The organism is Brucella ciceri (assembly GCF_041930145.1).
GTDB classification, from domain to species: Bacteria; Pseudomonadota; Alphaproteobacteria; order Rhizobiales; family Rhizobiaceae; genus Brucella; species Brucella intermedia.
Map to the genome: position 1 here is coordinate 132,732 of NZ_JBHEEV010000004.1, position 16,419 is coordinate 149,150.

A 16,419-nucleotide genomic window follows, 5' to 3' on the forward strand; every position below is an offset into this window, starting at 1 on the left:
TTCCTTTTTCCTGCTGCGAGTGAAAATGACGGCCATCACCGACACCCATCCGACAACTTCGACTTCCAATACCATACGCGGTCTGGCCTGGGGGCTGTCCGGGGTGCTGGTGTGGTCCGGTTCCTTCGTCCTGACCCGGTTCGGGTTCAAGACCGCCTTGACGCCATTTGACATCATTGCCCTGCGCTTCGGCGTGGCAGGGCTGGTGCTGTTGCCGGTCGTTCTGATGAAAGGGTTCGGTCTTCGCCAGCTTGGCCCGCTCGGCTTCGTGCTTCTGGCTTCCGGTGCGGGCGTTCCCTATGCGCTGCTGACCACCTGCGGCCTGCAATATGCCCCGGCGTCCCATGCGGCGGCGCTTATTCCGGGGCTGATGACGGCGATGGTCGCCATTATGGGAATGGCGCTTCTGAAGGAACATCTTGCACCGTCGCGGTGGTCCGGGGTCGTGCTGATCGTGATCGGGGCCATGCTGATCGCCGGTCTGTCGCAACTGGGCGGGCCGGAAATGCTCGGGCACCTGTTCTTTTTCGTCGCGGCACTAGTTTGGGCGATCTATGTCATGGTGTTTCGCAAGAAGGGGATGGACGGGCTGCACGCGACCGCCATCGCCGCCGTCACCTCGGCAATCGTCTATCTGCCGATCTACATGATCTTCCTGCCCAAGGGGATGGACGCGACACCGTGGCGCGATATTGCCCTGCAGGGGTTTTATCAGGGCGTTCTGACCTCGGCTTTCGGCGTATTCGCCTTCAACCGTGCCGTTGTCCTGCTGGGAACGGCTGCGGGGGCAGCGCTATCGGCGCTGATCCCCGTCATTACTCTGGTTCTGGCGCTTGTCCTGCTTGGCGAAGTGCCGGGCTGGACCGACACGCTCGCCGCCTTCCTGATCAGCCTCGGCGTGCTGGCGCTGAACAGGAAGGGCAAGAAACCTGCCGCCTCATGATGCCTGCAAGGCGGGTCTTGCGGCAGGGCGGCTGATGATGAAGACCATGGCAGCGGCGGCAAAGCACATGGCGCCTGCAAGGATCAGGGCCGGAGTGTAGCTGTCATAGTCGGTGCGCACCAGCCCCGCGAAGGCGGCTGCGGCCGCTGCACCGATCTGATGGCCGGTGAACACCCAGCCAAAGACCAGTCCGGCCTTTTCCGGGCCGAAACGTTCGGCGGCAAGCTTGACCGTCGGCGGCACGGTCGCCACCCAGTCCAGCCCGTAGAAGACGGCGAACAGTGCCAGTTCGTAGACGGTGAAGTCGGTAAAGGTCAGGTAGATCAGCGACAGGCCACGCAGCGCATAGAACCAGAACAGAAGCCAGCGATTGTCGAACCGGTCGGAGAGCCAGCCGGACATGATCGTGCCGATGAGGTCGAAGGCGCCGATCACGGCAAGGATGCCCGCAGCCCCCACCGGAGCGATGCCGAAATCGCCGCAAAGCGTGATCCAGTGCGTCTGGATCAGGCCGTTGGTGGAAAAGCCGCAGACGAAGAAGGTCAGGAACAGGACCCAGAAGGTCGGGGTCGACGATGCTTCGCGCAAGGTGACGAGCGGCGAGGCCAGCATGGCGCCGAAGCTCTTGCGGGGTTCGGGTGCCGGAAGCGGCGCGGTGCGGCCGAACGGTTTCAAGCCGATATCCGCCGGGTGGTCCCGCATAAGGGCGAGAACCAGCACAAGGGCCGCAACAAGGAAACAGATGACGATGGTGAGCGATGTGCGCCAGCCGATCGTCTGGCTGACGCTGGCAAGGATCGGCATGAAGACCAGCTGGCCGGTGGCGTTGCTGGCGGTCATGAGGCCGACGACGAGGCCGCGCCGCTTTTCGAACCAGCGTGCCGCGACAGTTGCGCCAAGCACAAGCGCGGTCATGCCGGTGCCAAGGCCGATCACGATGCCCCAGAGCCCCACCATCTGCCATTCCTCGGTCATGAAAATCGAGCCGACAAGCCCCAGCGAAATCATGATGAGAGCAGCAGCAACCACCCGGCGCAGGCCGAACTGGTTCATGAAAGCAGCGGCGAATGGCCCCATGAGGCCGAAAAGAACGAGGCGAAGCGCCATTGCGAAGGAGATATTCGCATTGGTCCAGCCGAATTCACGCTGGAGCGGTTCGATCAATATGCCCGCCGATCCCATGGCGGCGGCCGTCGCCAGCATGGTCAGGAAGGTAATGGCGGCGACGATCCATCCGTAATGGATGTTTCTCTGGGCGAGAAAGCTGGCAAGGCGGGCAGAAATCATCTTCGGTGCTTTCGGGTTCAAGCTGGTTCTCGACCAGCCTTGCGTTTGATGGCGAAGCCATTCGCCCTGATCTTTGGTTTCCACGCATCGTGCTTTGCGAAAATCGTCACCGATTTCGGGCCGATGCTGTAGCGGGCGCATGGCTTCAGGTCATTGTTTTCAGTCAAAGGCGTTTGGTTTTCAGTCAAAAGGCGTTTGGCTTAGCCGAGCGCGCGGAGCAGATGCTGCAATTGCTCCACGCCGTCCTCTCCCAGCCGGGTTTCGATTTCCTCCTGGGCCTCATCCCAAAGCGGGCCGCCGCGCTCAACCAGATCGCGGCCATCAGCCGTGAGCGTGACGCTGGTCTCGCGATGGTCGTCACTGGCGGCGGGCTCGATCAGGCCCATTCGCTGCAGAACCTTCACATTGCGGCCCATGGTCGAACGGTCCAGTTCCGACAGGTGGGCGAGTTCCGTCACCGAGATGGAGCCCGCGCGCCGGATTTTCCGCAGCGTGCTGAACTGGGCGACATTGATGCCAAGCGGAGCCAGCGCGTTGTCGTAGACGCTCGACGTCTTGCGGGCTGCCTGGCGCAGAAGAATGCAGAAACACGGATGTGACATGTTGCGGGTATATACCCGTAAATAATTGCGCGCAAGTTCGGAGTGCGGAACAGGGAGTTCGTTGCTGCCATGCTGCTGACAGCAACGACGGTGTTTGTCGCCTGCTCAGACGGCGATATAGGCGGTTTCCTTCACTTCCTCCATCACGGCATAGGTGTGCGATTCCCGCACGCCGGGGAGGGAAAGAAGCGCTTCCGAAAGGAAACGCCGGTAGTGATCCATATCGGATACGCGGGCCTTGACGAGATAGTCGAAGCCACCCGCAACCATGTGGCATTCCAGGATGTCCGGATTGTTGCGGGTGAAGGTCGAGAAGGTTTCAAAGACTTCCGGCGTGGTGCGGTCGAGCTTGATCTCGATGAAGACCAGCATGGCCCGGTCGAGCATCTTGGGCGAAAGCCGCGCCGAATAGCCCAGAATATACCCTTCTCGGGTCAGTCGCTTGACGCGTTCGGCGGTGGCCGTCTGCGAGAGATTTATGCGATCAGCCAGTTCGGTATTGGTCAGGCGTCCATTCTCCTGAAGGGCGCGCAAAATACTCCTGTCCATCGCATCGAGATTCTTCATCAGTTGTCCCCAATGGCCGTTTATGTGTGACGGCTCTATTCTTGATTTTTGCATATGTGTTTGAGTTGCCACGGAAATGAATCCGAAATCGATCCCCGACGCAAGACGAAACTTGTTGGGTGGTCCTACAAATTTTCGAACTGTTTCGGTGAATTGGCCTCAAATGTAAGCATACGTGCAAATAACAATCACAGGTTGCATGATAATCGCGGCCTGTGATAAGGATAAATGTGCATACTGAAAGGCATATTGCACCTGGAAATTTTGGCATGGGGTAAGGGGGGCCGGATTGGGGGAATCGTCGCTTTCCTTCCGTCCCGTTCATCCCCGGTTCTGAGGAAGTCCGGACAGCCCCAAACTGTCCGGATTTCTTTGTGGTGATTGCTGAACATGCCGAAGGCCCTGTCGACAGCGAGCTGGACGGCGCTTTGCGGCCCGGATTGCGCGCCCGAATTTTCCGGTTGCAAGGAAACGGATTGAACGCTAACAGTAGCTCCATGAACATTTCGCGCAATATCGTCATCAACGGTTGGTGGTGGGCCCGCTAAAAGCGGCCACGCAGGCGTTTGTGCATTTGCGTTCAGGAAACAGGCCGCTGGGATTATCCGGGCGGCCTTTTTGTTTGGCTGTTTGTATAAGACCGGCGGGAGAAACCGGTTTCCGGGAATGTTTGGGAACAGTTGGAGCATGTCCCCGGAAGCGGGAGCCGTTTCTTGGGATCGAGACATGCGTCAAAAACAAATAAATAGAGCATTTTAAACCGGAAATGCTCTCGTTTTGGGATAGCCGACCATGAATGCGAAGATTGCGGATAGCGAGATATTCCAGCACGAGACGGCGGGCGGCATCGTCGTCGAGCGCGTGCGCCACCTCACAGCCTATAAGGGCGCGATCGAGACCTATATCGATGCGCTGAACGAACGGCGCGGTGCGGTGTTCTCGTCCAACTACGAATATCCGGGCCGCTATACGCGATGGGATACGGCCATCGTCGATCCTCCGGTGGTCATCACCTCGCGCGCCCGCACCATGCGCATCGAAGCGCTGAATGCTCGCGGCGTCATTCTGCTTCGTCCCATTCTGGACACGGTAAAGGCGCTGGCCGAAGTGACGGTCGACAGAGCGGAAGAAAACCGCATCGAGCTGACGATTGCCGAGCCGAACGGCACCTTTACCGAGGAAGAGCGCTCGCGCATGCCTTCGGTCTTCACGGTCCTTCGCGCCATTGTCGGCCTGTTCTTTTCCGAGGAAGACGCCAATCTCGGTCTTTACGGCGCCTTCGGTTACGATCTGGCGTTCCAGTTCGATCCGATCCAGTACAAGCTGAAGCGCCCCGACGATCAGCGCGATCTGGTGTTGTTCATCCCGGACGAAATCTTCGTGGCCGATCATTATGCGGCACGCGCCTGGGTGGATCGTTACGAATTCACCTGCGGCGGTTCTTCCACGCACGGCCTCGCACGTGCGACATCTGCACGCGCCTTCAAGCCATCGGACGCCAAGCTCGCGCGTGGCGACCACAATCCGGGCGAATATGCGAAACTGGTCGAGCGCGCCAAGGAGAGCTTCAAGCGCGGCGACCTGTTTGAAGTGGTCCCGGGGCAGACCTTCTACGAGCGCTGCCACACCGCGCCATCGGAGATTTTCCGCCGGTTGAAGACGATCAACCCGTCGCCCTATTCCTTCTTCATCAATCTGGGCGAGAATGAATATCTGGTCGGCGCGTCGCCGGAAATGTTCGTGCGGGTGAACGGCAGGCGTATCGAAACCTGCCCGATTTCAGGCACGATCAAGCGCGGCGAAGACGCGATTTCGGATTCGGAACAGATACTGAAACTGCTGAACTCCAAGAAAGACGAGTCCGAGCTGACCATGTGCTCGGATGTGGATCGCAACGACAAGAGTCGCGTCTGCGAGCCAGGATCGGTGCGCGTCATCGGCCGCCGCCAGATCGAGATGTATTCACGCCTGATCCACACGGTCGATCACATCGAAGGACGGCTTCGCGACGGCATGGATGCCTTTGACGGCTTCCTCAGCCATGCATGGGCCGTGACCGTAACCGGCGCGCCGAAGCTGTGGGCGATGCGCTTTCTGGAGGAAAACGAACGCAGCCCGCGCGCATGGTATGGCGGCGCGATCGGCATGATGCACTTCAACGGCGACATGAATACCGGCCTGACGCTGCGCACCATCCGTGTGAAGGATGGCGTGGCGGAAATCCGCGCGGGTGCAACGCTTCTGTTCGATTCCAATCCGGAAGAGGAAGAGGCCGAAACCGAATTGAAGGCTTCGGCCATGATCGCTGCGGTGCGCGAGGCGCAGAAGAGCAATCATGTCGCCGAGGAGCGCGTAGCGGCGAAGGTGGGAGAGGGCATCTCCATCCTGCTCGTGGATCACGAGGATTCCTTCGTGCACACGCTCGCCAACTATTTCCGCCAGACGGGGGCGACGGTTTCCACCGTGCGCTCGCCAGTGGCGGAAGAGGTGTTCGACAGGATCAAGCCGGACCTCGTGGTCCTGTCGCCCGGACCGGGCACGCCGCAGGACTTCGATTGCAAGGCCACCATCACCAAGGCGCGCAAGCGCGAACTGCCGATCTTTGGTGTCTGCCTTGGTTTGCAGGCGCTCGCCGAAGCCTATGGCGGCACGCTGCGCCAGTTGCGCATTCCGATGCACGGCAAGCCGTCGCGCATCCGCGTGTCGAAGCCGGAGCGGATATTCTCTGGCCTGCCGAAGGAGGTGACGGTCGGGCGCTACCATTCGATCTTCGCCGATCCGGAGCGTCTGCCGGATGATTTTCTGGTGACGGCGGAAACGGAAGATGGTGTCATCATGGCTTTCGAGCACAAGCACGAGCCGGTTGCCGCCGTTCAGTTCCATCCGGAATCGATCATGACGCTTGGCCACAATGCCGGAATGCGCATGATCGAGAATGTGGTGACGCATCTGGCGGGCAAGAACAAGGCTCGCCGCACCAACTACTGACCGAACGCTTCGCGTCGTGATTTCAAGCCAGCCGCGGCCCGCGCCGCGGCTGGTTTTTTTATGACCTGCCGGCGCTTGCCCATTGCCTGCTCTGGCAACTCATTTGCAACTGTAATGCCTTGCATTTGCAGGAGAAAATTAAATGCGGGAACTGAAAAAACAGGGTACGAAGTTTTGCTTTTCTGGGGTATAGAGCGGCGGTGAATTGCTGCCGCATATGCCAGATGCGTTGTGGATGTGTCCCGCGCGCTGGCGCGCATCCGAAAAGTGTGAAACGGTTTCGGATAAGATGTGCGGTTCATGACAAGCAGTTGGAGCGCCGGTCTGTTTCAACCGGATCGAACCGCGCTCCAAGAGTTTTTATAGTCGCATTATCCTACGCAAAGCCGCTTCGCACTTTTGCTGGAAATGCTCTGGATCAAGATAATCAAAGGTTCATCATGGACGCGAGTGCAAAGGTTCGGCGGCTTGCCGCTTGGTCTATTCCCATTGCTTTCGGTGTGATGGGCCTGAAATATCTGGCCTATGCGCTGACCGGCTCCGTGGCGCTTTATTCGGATGCACTGGAATCCATCGTCAATGTGATTGCGGCCATCGGTGCATGGTGGGCAATCCGCATGAGCTACAAGCCTGCGGATGGCAATCACCCTTTCGGGCATCACAAGGCCGAATATATTTCGGCTGTCGTGGAAGGCGTCCTGATCACGGTCGCCGCACTCCTGATCTTCCGCGAGGCGTGGTTTGCGCTGGAAACCCCGCGCAAGCTCGATGAACCCTGGCTTGGCCTTGCCATTAATACCGCTGCGGCCGTCATAAACGGCCTGTGGGCGACCTTGCTGATTCGCACGGGCCGCAAGTTCCGCTCGCCCGCGCTGGAAGCGGATGGCAAGCACATCATGACTGATGTTTTCACCTCGGCTGGCGTTCTGGTCGGCCTTGTCGGTGCGGTGGTGACGGGCTGGGCCATACTCGATCCGCTGCTTGCGATACTGGTCGCCATCAACATTCTCTGGCAGGGCTGGCATGTCATCAATTCCTCGGTGCAGGGGCTGATGGATATTGCCGTCGAACCGACCGAGGAAATGCGCATCCGCGACGTGATTTCAGCCAATGCGGGGGGCGCCATCGAAGTTCACGACCTCAAGACGCGCATTGCCGGTCGTGTCACCTTCATCGAGTTTCACCTGGTCGTTGCCGCCGATATGAGCGTCGGCGATGCCCATGTGATTTGCGACCGTATCGAAGATGCCCTGAAGAAGGAGATCGACAGCGCGCGCGTGGTGATCCATGTGGAGCCGGAGGACGAGGCAAAGCTGCCGCCGGGAACCAGCGCTGTGCCATTTGCCTGACTGAAATACTGTCTTGCATGGCGGATAGTGCGCGTGTAAAAGCTTTCCCCATGACGATCAAAAACGCAACATCCATGGAACATTCCGCAGCCGCCTTCGGCGCGCGCGTTGATGTTTGCGTTCTAAACTCGCTTCTTACCCTCGGCCTTAGCGGCGATCGCCGGGCTCGCTGAAAGGAGCGTCCGGCGGTCGATCCCCGGTCGCAGGCCTGTGCTCCTTTCCAGAAAACCCTTATAATTGATCAGTATTATCCGCGCTTGACGGCTTGAATCCGTCGACAGCCGGGAGGAAACGAACATGAATCAATCCGTCACCACGCCGCAATCGAAGTCCGTCTCCGAGCGCAAAGGCATGCCGATTGCAGGCAGCAAATATTCACCTTTCCCGGTTCCGCAGCTCGATGACCGCACCTGGCCATCCAGGCGCATCGAAAAGGCGCCGATCTGGTGTTCGGTCGACCTGCGCGACGGCAATCAGGCCTTGATCGACCCGATGGGCCACGACCGCAAGGAGCGCATGTTCCGCCTGCTGGTCGATATGGGTTTTCCGGAAATCGAAATCGGCTTTCCGTCCGCTTCGCAGACGGATTTCGACTTCTGCCGCTGGGCCATCGAGCATGGCAATGTGCCGGACGAAGTGGACTTGCAGGTGCTGGTGCAGTGCCGTCCCGAACTGATCACGCGGACTTTCGAGGCGCTGGAAGGCGCGAAGTCGCCGATCATCCATTTCTACAATTCCACCAGTGAATTGCAGCGCCGCGTGGTCTTCGCCAAGGATGTCGGCGGTATCAAGCAGATCGCGACCGACGCCGCCAAGATGATCATGGACATGGCTGCCAAGGCAGCCAATTCTACAGATGGCGGTTATCGCTTCCAGTATTCACCGGAAAGCTTCACCGGCACCGAGCTGGATGTGGCGCTGGAAATCTGCAACGCCGTCATCGAGATCGTGAAGCCGACGGCGGACAACAAGCTGATCGTCAATCTGCCCTCGACCGTCGAGATGAACACGCCGAACGTCTATGCCGACCAAATCGAATGGATGTGCCGCAATCTCGACAATCGCCAGAACCTGATCGTCTCGCTGCACCCGCATAATGATCGCGGCACGGGCATCGCCGCCACGGAACTCGGCCTGATGGCGGGCGCCGACCGAGTTGAAGGCACGCTGTTCGGCAATGGCGAACGCACCGGCAATGTGGATGTGGTGACGCTGGCGCTGAACATGTACACGCAGGGCGTAGACCCGGAACTGGACTGCACCGACATCAACCGGATGAAGGAAGTCTATGAATATTCGAACCAGTTGAAGATCGCCGAGCGCCACCCTTATGTCGGCGAACTGGTCTATACGGCTTTCTCAGGCTCGCATCAGGATGCGATCAACAAGGGCATGAAGGCGCGCCGTTCGGCCAATTCGCCGATCTGGGAAGTGCCTTATCTGCCGATCGATCCGCAGGATGTGGGCCGCTCCTACGAAGCCATCATCCGCATCAATTCGCAGTCGGGCAAGGGCGGCATCGCCTATATCCTGCAAGCGGATTACGGCCTGAACCTGCCGCGCAACCTGCAAGTCGAATTCCGCGAGATCATCCAGAACATTACCGATGAAGAAGGCAAGGAACTGCCGTCGAAGCGCATTCACGATGAGTTCCAGAAGCTCTACGTGACGCAGCCCGGCGCACGCATCAAGTTCGTGGATCATCACACCATGCCCGATCCCGAGCAGAAGGGCCGTCGTATTCTGACCGCCGAAATCACCGATAACGGCGTGACCAGGAATATCGAGGGCAAGGGAACCGGCCCTATCGACGGTTTTGTCGATGCGCTGTCCAAATATCTCGGCGTAAAGATGTCGGTCGTCGACTATTCCGAACATTCGCTACAGCAGGGTTCGGACGCTTCGGCCATTTCCTACGTCGAAATGGCTCATCCGGGCGGCAAGCTGTTCGGCGCCGGTATCAACGACAATATCGTCAGTGCTTCACTGGAAGCAATCGTCTCGGCGGCCAACCGGGTGATTGGCCGTTAAGCCAAACACATAGATTAGAGCGCCGGTCTGATTCAGATGGGCGCTCTGTCTCTTTGTGTTTCGACGCGCATCTTTTCCGATCGAAGCAGGATCAGAAATTAGTCCAGTGGACTGATTTCCCTGCGTAGGCGTTTCACACTTTTCGGGATGCGCTCCAAAACGGTGCTAAGGCGCCGTGTTTGTTTTGAAATCAATAAGAATGCGCTCGTTGAGCTTCGTTATTTTCTCGCTGGCATCGGAAACGCCATGTTCTTCCATGAGGCAGGACCAGCCGCCCTCAGGCCGCCTGTCGATGCTGAATATGTTGTAGCGGGCGGCGGGTTTGTGACCGCCGAAGTTCTGGCTTGCAGACGGCACGCTGACGACGGGGACCTTGCCGTTCGGCCCGTCTATCTCGTAATGCGTGACAAGATGCGTGTGACCGTGGAGAACCAGCTCCGCACCATGCTTGCGTATGATTTTCTGAAAACGGCGGATGCCGTAAAGGCGTTTGTGTGCGGGCGTCGCGCCATGGATCGGCGGGTGATGGATCATCACGATGCGAAAGAGCCCGCGTGCACCGGCTTCGTCCAGCATCGCCGCCAGGCGCTTGCCTTGCGCAGACCGGAAATCGCCGCTTGCCATGAAAGGGGCTGTCGCACGCGCCGAGGAAACACCGATCAGCGCCACGGGGCCGCGCTCGCGCATATAGGGAAATTGCGGGCGGTTGCTGCTGTTGTCGATGCCGTCGCCGCGCATCCAGGGTTCCCATTTCCGGCACGACTTGTCGAGCGCGCCGGGAACATAGGCGTCATGATTGCCGGGGACGACCGACACATCGTTCGGATTGCCCAGCCTGGTGAGCCAGTCATGGGCGATATCGATTTCGAGATTGAGCGCCAGATTGACGAGATCGCCCGTCACCGCAATATGATCCGGGGATTGCGCCTGCATGTCGGCAATGAGACTGTCGAGTACGGTTCCGTGCATCGCATTTTTGCGATTGCGCAGCCAGTTTATGTAACCGGTAATGCGCTTCGATGCCAATTCGCGGTATCGCACGCGCGGCAGCGGTGAAAGGTGAATATCGGATATATGGGCGAGACGGAACATAAGGCCCCGTTTACTGGATAATGTTTAAAATCAAAACCTGTTTAGCGACTTTTTGTTGATGACATTGATGCATTAATACGAAGTAGATTGCTTCGCGGAGAGACGGCATGCGCTTTCGACATTTTATATTTCATACATATTTTTTATTAAGACGCCCAATGACATTAGGAGTAAGGGCCATTGTTTTCGATGAAAAAAAGAATTCGGTTTTCCTGGTAAAACATACCTATGTGCCCGGATGGCAGTTGCCGGGCGGAGGCGTCGAGCGCGGCGAGACTTTTATCGAGACGCTGGAAAAGGAACTGCGCGAGGAATGCAATATCGTGCTGAAAGGCTCCCCCCGGCTTTTCGCGCTTTACAAGAACGCCCATGCATCGCCGCGCGATCATGTGGCGCTCTATGTGTGCAGGCAATTCGAGCAGACAGCGCCGCGTTTGCCTGACCGCGAAATTGCCGAATGCGGTTTTTTTCCGCTCGACAATCTGCCGGAGGGAACCACGCCCTCGACGAAACGGCGCCTGCAGGAAGCACTTCACGACCTCGAGCCGCTGCCGATCTGGTGAAGGTGCATCCGCCGCACCCTCACCGTGGCGTGTGGAGTTTTAGAAGCGGTAGGTGATACCCGTGCCGATCAGCCATGGATTAAGCTTGGCCTTGCCGGTCACTTCCGTGCCGCCGATCAGGGTAGCGTCGAATTTCGGCTCCAGGAACAGCTTCTTGACGTCGAAGTTCACGCCCCAATGCTCGTTGAGCATGTAGTCGAAGCCGATCTGCAGCGCGCCGCCAAATGCGTTCTTGACCTTCAGATATTCGACCCCGGTCGCATCCTGATTGTAGAACACGGTATAGTTCACGCCTGCACCGACATAAGGCTTGAAGGCGCCGAAATTGGTGAAGTGATATTGCAACGTCAGCGTGGGCGGCAGAATCCAGGCCTTGCCGATCTTGCCCAGCCCGTCGATCGAACCGGCGCCGTTGATATTGGCATAGGTCGTGCCGAGAATGAGTTCGGCGGCGAAATTGTCGGTGAAGTAGTAGGTGATGTCGAGTTCAGGCGTGATCGACTTGGAATAGTCGAGATCCGAACCTGAAACGCCATTCACATAGCCGGAATTCTGCGGAACGACGCCGAGTGCGCGCACACGGATCTGCCAGGGCGACAGGGCTTCCGGCACGGCCTGAATTTCGGACGCGGGCTGGGCTACGATGGCATCTGCGGCAAACGCCGCCGGTGCGGCCAGGTTCAGGGCGGTAGCGGCCAGCAATCCTCTTGCGAAGCGGTTCATCTCTCTCTCCTTAAGTCGTGGTCAGTCTTTGAAGTCTCGGGGGAGGTAGTAGTGATGCGTGCAATCTGGACCGCGCAACGAAACGCCCCATTGATCGAAATCAATGGGGCACGAGAGATTTAAGAGATTGCTGATGTTCTCCGGGCACTGTTGCAGGAAAAGCGCAGTTGGTCCGGTCGGGCTTTAAAGCCGCTTCACGCTCTTGCTGGAAGTGCTGAGGGGAAGCGATCCCGGTCATGCGGGGCAGCGAAGTCGATTTCCGGCCCAAGCGGCACAACGCCGGTCGGATTGATCGTCTTGTGGCTGCGATAATAATGGCCCTTGATGTGTTCCATGTTCACGGTCGGAGCCACGCCCGGCACCTGATAAAGCTCGCGCGTGTAGTTCCAGAGGTTCGGATAATCGGCAAGGCGGTGCAGGTTGCACTTGAAATGGCCGACATAGACCGGATCGAAACGCAACAGCGTCGTGAACAGCCGCCAGTCGGCTTCCGTCAGGCGGTCGCCGGTCAGATAGCGCTGGCGGGAAAGACGGTCCTCAAGCGCATCCAGTGCGGCGAAGAGTTGCCCGAACGCTTCCTCATAGGCTTCCTGCGTGGTGGCGAAACCGGCGCGATAAACCCCGTTATTGATGTTGGGATAGATGAAATCGTTGAGCGCATCGATCTCGCCGCGCAGCGCTTCCGGGTAGAAGTCGAGCGAGGCATCGCCGAATTCGTTGAAGGCGGTGTTCAGCATGCGGATGATTTCCGACGATTCGTTGGAGACGATCGTCTGGCGCTCTTTGTCCCACAGGACCGGCACGGTGACGCGGCCGGAATAGTTCGAATCGGCGCGGGTGTAGATTTCGTAAAGACGCTTCGCGCCGTAGAGCGCGTCGCCGGTGCTGCCGGTGGTGCCGTGGAAGGTCCAGCCTTCTTCAGCCATCAGAAAATCCACCACCGAAACCGAAATCACGTCTTCCAGCCGTTTCAGCGCGCGGAAAATCAGTGTGCGATGCGCCCACGGGCAGGCATAGGAAACATAGAGGTGATAACGGCCCGGTTCGGCCTTGAAGCCGCCTTCGCCGATCGGGCCGGGGCTGCCGTCAGCGGTCACCCAGTTGCGGAATTGCGATTTTGAACGTTCGAAGCGGCCTTTCGTGCTCTCGGTGTCGTACCAGACATCATGCCACTTGCCATCGACCAGAAGTCCCATGCGATTTCTCCTTTTGGCAAGAGAATAGGGCGACAGCCGCCGTTTTGCAGCATTGCAAGCCGTGAACAGTGCGTAACGGTTCCAAAAAGATCATTTGAAGCCGCCATTTTGAAAAAAATGGTTTTACCTCTGTCCATTTTGGTGTAATGCAACTTCCAAATTGCGGTCATCTCAATTCCGGCCGCACAGGAGAACGATGTAATGGAAATGCTTTTCATCCGACGATGAAACTTGGACCGCGCCCAAGCGCGGAGTGCATTCCATTGACCTCAAGGGTCCCCGACTTCTCCTATTGCGATCTTAAGCCCATGCAGCAGCTTGAACTGACCTATGCGCAGGAATGCCCGGCGCACGACATTGAAATCGAAGCCATCAATGCCGAAGCCTTCGGACCGGGACGTTTCACACGTGCCGCGCATTTCATCCGCGAGGGTGGTCCGCACGCGCTCGATCTTTCCTTCGTGGCGCTGATGGGCGGCATCGTGGTCGGCTCGGTGCGGCAGACGCCGGTTGTCATCGGCAAGACGCCCGCGCTCCTGCTCGGACCGCTTGCTGTCAGGCCTGAATGGAAGAAGCGGGGCATCGGCGGCAGGCTGATGCGCATGTCGCTGGAAGCCGCCGAAAAGGCAGGCCACAAGCTCGTCATTCTCGTCGGCGATGAGCCTTACTACGGTCCGTTCGGCTTCAAGATGGTCGCGCCGGGCTCCATGATCATGCCGGCACCGGTCGATCCGCGCCGGATGCTCGCCTGCGAACTCGCGCCGGGCGCGGTGAATGGCGTCGGCGGCATCGTGCGCCACGCCAACCGGGCGAAATAGAGCATTTCATTAGAAATGCTCTATCTGCTTGTTTTATTGCATGTCTTTAACCCGAAACCGGTTCCCACTTTCGGGAGACATGCTCTCGTTAAAAAGAGGGGAAAGCGAGGGGCGGTTTACCGCCCTTCGCGATACCACATGCTGCCGAAGACCAGAAGCAGGGCAGACAGCGCCAGGAAGCCGGAGAACAGCGGCAGGCGATTGACGCTTTTCAATTGCGTGTCCGAAGTCTCACGCAGGCCGATCCAGTCATTGCCGCTGGCGGCGCGGTTGCCGCTGATGGCCGTGATCGCGGGCACACGGACTGCACTGTCTCCGCTTGCATGGAGGCGATGAACCGAGCCACCCGTCGCCTCGGCAAGCGGTTTCAGGTGATCCGCCGTCGAAATGCTGTCGGCAAATTCCGGCGCATCGATGGGCCCTACATGGGCCAGCGCTTCCAGATCGCCATTCTTCACCCGGAAAATCCCGATCTCGTCCGTCTGCAACGAGCCTTCGAACAGGCCCGGCTTGCTTTGCGCAAGACTGACCTGCAATTCCTTGCCGGAAGGGGTTGTGACGGTCGCCGCACCGGGATTGTCGCCCATGGTCTGGCGACGGATGGAAAGGGCGCGCCCGTTGCCGGAAGCTGTCAGCGCTTCTTCCTCCAGTTCCGGCTCCTGCATCAGCCAGTGGGCAATGCGGCGGTAGAGCGAGGCGTAGGGGCCGCCGCCCTCGAAACCGCGCGCCCAGAGCCAGCCCTGATCGGAAAGAAACATGCCGACGCGGCCCTTTCCGACGCGGCTCAACACCAGCAGCGGCTTGTTGTCCGCGCCGCTCATTACCGTTTCGCCCTGCGGCGCGGTAATGTCGATGGTGCGGAACCAGCGGCTCCAGTGCGGCGGCTCCTGATCGCTGCCATCGAGGCCGCGCGTGACCGGGTGGCGTTTGCCGAGATCGGTGAGGCGCGGATAGAAGGCCTTTTCCGTTACCGCGCCGGTCGGCATGGCGGGCAGGGCGCTATAGAGCGGCGTGCGGGCAATGGACATTTCGCCTGCATATTCCGGCCCGGCGGCGACCAGAAGCGCGCCGCCATTCTCCACATATTGCGCGATATAATCGTAATAGAGCAGCGGCAGCACATCGCGGTGCTGGTAGCGGTCGAGAATGATGAGATCGAACTCGTTGACCTTGTCCACGAAGAGTTCGCGCGTCGGGAAAGCGATCAGCGACAATTCGTTGATCGGCGTGCCGTCCTGCTTTTCGGGCGGGCGCAGAATGGTGAAGTGGACGAGATCGACGGCGGCATCGGATTTGAGCAGGTTGCGCCATGTGCGCTCGCCATTGTGCGGCTCGCCGGAGACGAGCAGCACGCGCAGGTTTTCGCGAACGCCGTCCACGGTTGCGACGGCGCGATTGTTGGCGTCGGTCACTTCGCCGGGAAGCGCTGGCGTGGCGATTTCGACAATGTTCACACCGGCGCGCGGCAGGGTGATGGTGACGGGCGTTTCCTGACCGACCCGCGCTTCCTCCTCGCTGACGGTTTCGCCATTGACGCGGACCTGAACCGGAGCCGGGCTGCCGAGGCTCTTGCCCTCATCGATCACCGTAAACGACATTTCCAGCGGCTTGCCGCTGATGCCATAGCGCGGCGCCTTGTTGAAGCGGATGCGGCGGTCGAACTCGTCCGGCTTGCCAGTCACAAGCCCATGCAGCGGCGCATCGAAGCCGAGCGCATTCTTGTTGGCGGGAATATCGTGCACCTGACCATCGGTAATCAGAACAGCGCCCGCGACGCGGGAAGGCGGCACGTCGAGAAGCGAACGCGCCAGCGGTCCGAAAAGCCGGGTGGCGTAACCGTCTTCATTCTCGCCGGGCTTGCCTGCCTCCACCACGCGGGTTTCAAACTGCGGCATGGTTGCAAGCTGGTCCTGCACAGCTTTCAAGGTGGCATCCGTGTCGGCGCGGCGGCTTCCCAGTTCCTGGCTCTGGCTGCGGTCCACCACGACTGAGACCACGCTTTTCAACGGCTCGCGTTCTTCGTTGATGATGACCGGATTGATCAGCGCCAGCGCAAGCGCGGCTGCGGCCAGCAGGCGGATCAGCCCGCCACGCATCCGCAACGCAATCGTGGCCAGAACCAGCAACGCCAACGGCACGAGAACGGCAATCAGCCAGGGCGTGGAGAGAAACGGTTCGAATTCGATGTTCATTCTCACCTCCTACCGCCGTTCGCGTTCACGATCAGGGGAAAAGAGAAGCGGGATTGGGCGATGACGTG

13 protein-coding genes and 1 pseudogene are annotated in these 16,419 nt (G+C 59.1%); 6 read left to right on the top strand and 8 right to left on the bottom strand.

The window, feature by feature from the left end:
- Nucleotides 1-25 precede the first annotated feature (25 nt).
- On the top strand, nucleotides 26-943 hold the full coding sequence (locus tag JNC63_RS09395) for a DMT family transporter (RefSeq protein WP_063620934.1): 918 nt from the start codon (nucleotides 26-28) through the stop codon (nucleotides 941-943).
- Here the strand turns inward: JNC63_RS09395 and JNC63_RS09400 are convergent.
- The 4 genes and pseudogenes from JNC63_RS09400 to JNC63_RS09415 all read right to left on the bottom strand — a co-directional run bounded on the left by JNC63_RS09400 (nucleotide 938) and on the right by JNC63_RS09415 (nucleotide 4,193).
- A complete protein-coding gene (locus JNC63_RS09400; RefSeq protein ID WP_063620936.1) occupies nucleotides 938-2,230 on the bottom strand; it encodes an MFS transporter in 1,293 nt (430 codons plus the stop codon). The two genes, JNC63_RS09395 and JNC63_RS09400, sit on opposite strands and share 6 nt — an antisense overlap.
- Nucleotides 2,231-2,430: 200 nt before the next feature.
- Nucleotides 2,431-2,832, bottom strand: a complete 402-nt coding sequence (locus JNC63_RS09405; protein WP_021586996.1) for a MarR family winged helix-turn-helix transcriptional regulator — start codon at nucleotides 2,830-2,832, stop codon at nucleotides 2,431-2,433.
- Nucleotides 2,833-2,937: 105 nt separating this feature from the next.
- Nucleotides 2,938-3,399 (bottom strand): Lrp/AsnC ligand binding domain-containing protein, encoded by a 462-nt coding sequence (locus tag JNC63_RS09410; protein WP_006472719.1) that lies wholly within the window; start codon nucleotides 3,397-3,399, stop codon nucleotides 2,938-2,940.
- Between the two features lie 522 nt (nucleotides 3,400-3,921).
- Nucleotides 3,922-4,193 (bottom strand): annotated as a pseudogene (locus JNC63_RS09415) (hypothetical protein).
- Between JNC63_RS09415 and JNC63_RS09420 the strand changes: the two are divergent.
- The 3 genes from JNC63_RS09420 (at nucleotide 4,192) to leuA (ending at nucleotide 9,767) form a co-directional block, all read left to right on the top strand.
- Nucleotides 4,192-6,387 carry an anthranilate synthase component I gene (locus tag JNC63_RS09420; RefSeq protein WP_063620716.1) on the top strand — a complete coding sequence of 732 codons (2,196 nt, stop codon included), beginning with the start codon at nucleotides 4,192-4,194 and terminating at the stop codon, nucleotides 6,385-6,387. The pseudogene JNC63_RS09415 and the gene JNC63_RS09420 sit on opposite strands and share 2 nt — an antisense overlap.
- Nucleotides 6,388-6,827: 440 nt before the next feature.
- Nucleotides 6,828-7,736: a cation diffusion facilitator family transporter gene (locus tag JNC63_RS09425; RefSeq protein ID WP_021586993.1), complete on the top strand. Its 909-nt coding sequence runs from the start codon at nucleotides 6,828-6,830 to the stop codon at nucleotides 7,734-7,736.
- 297 nt (nucleotides 7,737-8,033) lie between these two features.
- Nucleotides 8,034-9,767 carry a 2-isopropylmalate synthase gene (gene leuA, locus JNC63_RS09430; protein WP_374846278.1) on the top strand — a complete coding sequence of 578 codons (1,734 nt, stop codon included), beginning with the start codon at nucleotides 8,034-8,036 and terminating at the stop codon, nucleotides 9,765-9,767.
- 165 nt (nucleotides 9,768-9,932) lie between these two features.
- Here leuA and JNC63_RS09435 read toward each other — a convergent pair whose 3' ends face one another.
- Nucleotides 9,933-10,859 carry a metallophosphoesterase family protein gene (locus JNC63_RS09435; protein ID WP_063620720.1) on the bottom strand — a complete coding sequence of 309 codons (927 nt, stop codon included), beginning with the start codon at nucleotides 10,857-10,859 and terminating at the stop codon, nucleotides 9,933-9,935.
- Between the two features lie 107 nt (nucleotides 10,860-10,966).
- Here JNC63_RS09435 and JNC63_RS09440 point away from each other — a divergent pair, with 107 nt between their 5' ends.
- Complete coding sequence (locus tag JNC63_RS09440) at nucleotides 10,967-11,422, top strand: NUDIX domain-containing protein (protein WP_006467358.1); 456 nt, start codon at nucleotides 10,967-10,969, stop codon at nucleotides 11,420-11,422.
- A gap of 39 nt (nucleotides 11,423-11,461) precedes the next feature.
- On the opposite strand, the gene JNC63_RS09445 is transcribed toward JNC63_RS09440, so the two are convergent.
- Together JNC63_RS09445 and JNC63_RS09450 are read right to left on the bottom strand one after the other, a co-directional pair.
- On the bottom strand, nucleotides 11,462-12,145 hold the full coding sequence (locus JNC63_RS09445) for an OmpW/AlkL family protein (protein WP_063620722.1): 684 nt from the start codon (nucleotides 12,143-12,145) through the stop codon (nucleotides 11,462-11,464).
- Between the two features lie 194 nt (nucleotides 12,146-12,339).
- Complete coding sequence (locus tag JNC63_RS09450) at nucleotides 12,340-13,341, bottom strand: glutathione S-transferase family protein (protein WP_063620724.1); 1,002 nt, start codon at nucleotides 13,339-13,341, stop codon at nucleotides 12,340-12,342.
- Between the two features lie 308 nt (nucleotides 13,342-13,649).
- On the opposite strand from JNC63_RS09450, the gene JNC63_RS09455 reads away from it, so the two are divergent.
- Nucleotides 13,650-14,159: a GNAT family N-acetyltransferase gene (locus JNC63_RS09455; RefSeq protein WP_063620726.1), complete on the top strand. Its 510-nt coding sequence runs from the start codon at nucleotides 13,650-13,652 to the stop codon at nucleotides 14,157-14,159.
- A 116-nt stretch (nucleotides 14,160-14,275) separates the two neighbouring features.
- Here JNC63_RS09455 and JNC63_RS09460 read toward each other — a convergent pair whose 3' ends face one another.
- Nucleotides 14,276-16,351 (bottom strand): hypothetical protein, encoded by a 2,076-nt coding sequence (locus JNC63_RS09460; protein WP_063620728.1) that lies wholly within the window; start codon nucleotides 16,349-16,351, stop codon nucleotides 14,276-14,278.
- Between the last annotated feature and the right edge of the window lie 68 nt (nucleotides 16,352-16,419).

What these genes read in the sequence shown, in the direction of transcription:
- JNC63_RS09420 (WP_063620716.1), top strand. Translation starts at nt 4,192, where the DNA reads ATGAATGCGAAGATTGCGGATAGCGAGATATTCCAGCACGAGACGGCG.
- JNC63_RS09460 (WP_063620728.1), bottom strand. Translation starts at nt 16,351, where the DNA reads ATGAACATCGAATTCGAACCGTTTCTCTCCACGCCCTGGCTGATTGCC.
- JNC63_RS09445 (WP_063620722.1), bottom strand. Translation starts at nt 12,145, where the DNA reads ATGAACCGCTTCGCAAGAGGATTGCTGGCCGCTACCGCCCTGAACCTG.
- JNC63_RS09395 (WP_063620934.1), top strand. Translation starts at nt 26, where the DNA reads ATGACGGCCATCACCGACACCCATCCGACAACTTCGACTTCCAATACC.
- JNC63_RS09435 (WP_063620720.1), bottom strand. Translation starts at nt 10,859, where the DNA reads ATGTTCCGTCTCGCCCATATATCCGATATTCACCTTTCACCGCTGCCG.
- JNC63_RS09455 (WP_063620726.1), top strand. Translation starts at nt 13,650, where the DNA reads ATGCAGCAGCTTGAACTGACCTATGCGCAGGAATGCCCGGCGCACGAC.
- leuA (WP_374846278.1), top strand. Translation starts at nt 8,034, where the DNA reads ATGAATCAATCCGTCACCACGCCGCAATCGAAGTCCGTCTCCGAGCGC.
- JNC63_RS09405 (WP_021586996.1), bottom strand. Translation starts at nt 2,832, where the DNA reads ATGTCACATCCGTGTTTCTGCATTCTTCTGCGCCAGGCAGCCCGCAAG.
- JNC63_RS09440 (WP_006467358.1), top strand. Translation starts at nt 10,967, where the DNA reads ATGCGCTTTCGACATTTTATATTTCATACATATTTTTTATTAAGACGC.
- JNC63_RS09410 (WP_006472719.1), bottom strand. Translation starts at nt 3,399, where the DNA reads ATGAAGAATCTCGATGCGATGGACAGGAGTATTTTGCGCGCCCTTCAG.
- JNC63_RS09400 (WP_063620936.1), bottom strand. Translation starts at nt 2,230, where the DNA reads ATGATTTCTGCCCGCCTTGCCAGCTTTCTCGCCCAGAGAAACATCCAT.
- JNC63_RS09425 (WP_021586993.1), top strand. Translation starts at nt 6,828, where the DNA reads ATGGACGCGAGTGCAAAGGTTCGGCGGCTTGCCGCTTGGTCTATTCCC.
- JNC63_RS09450 (WP_063620724.1), bottom strand. Translation starts at nt 13,341, where the DNA reads ATGGGACTTCTGGTCGATGGCAAGTGGCATGATGTCTGGTACGACACC.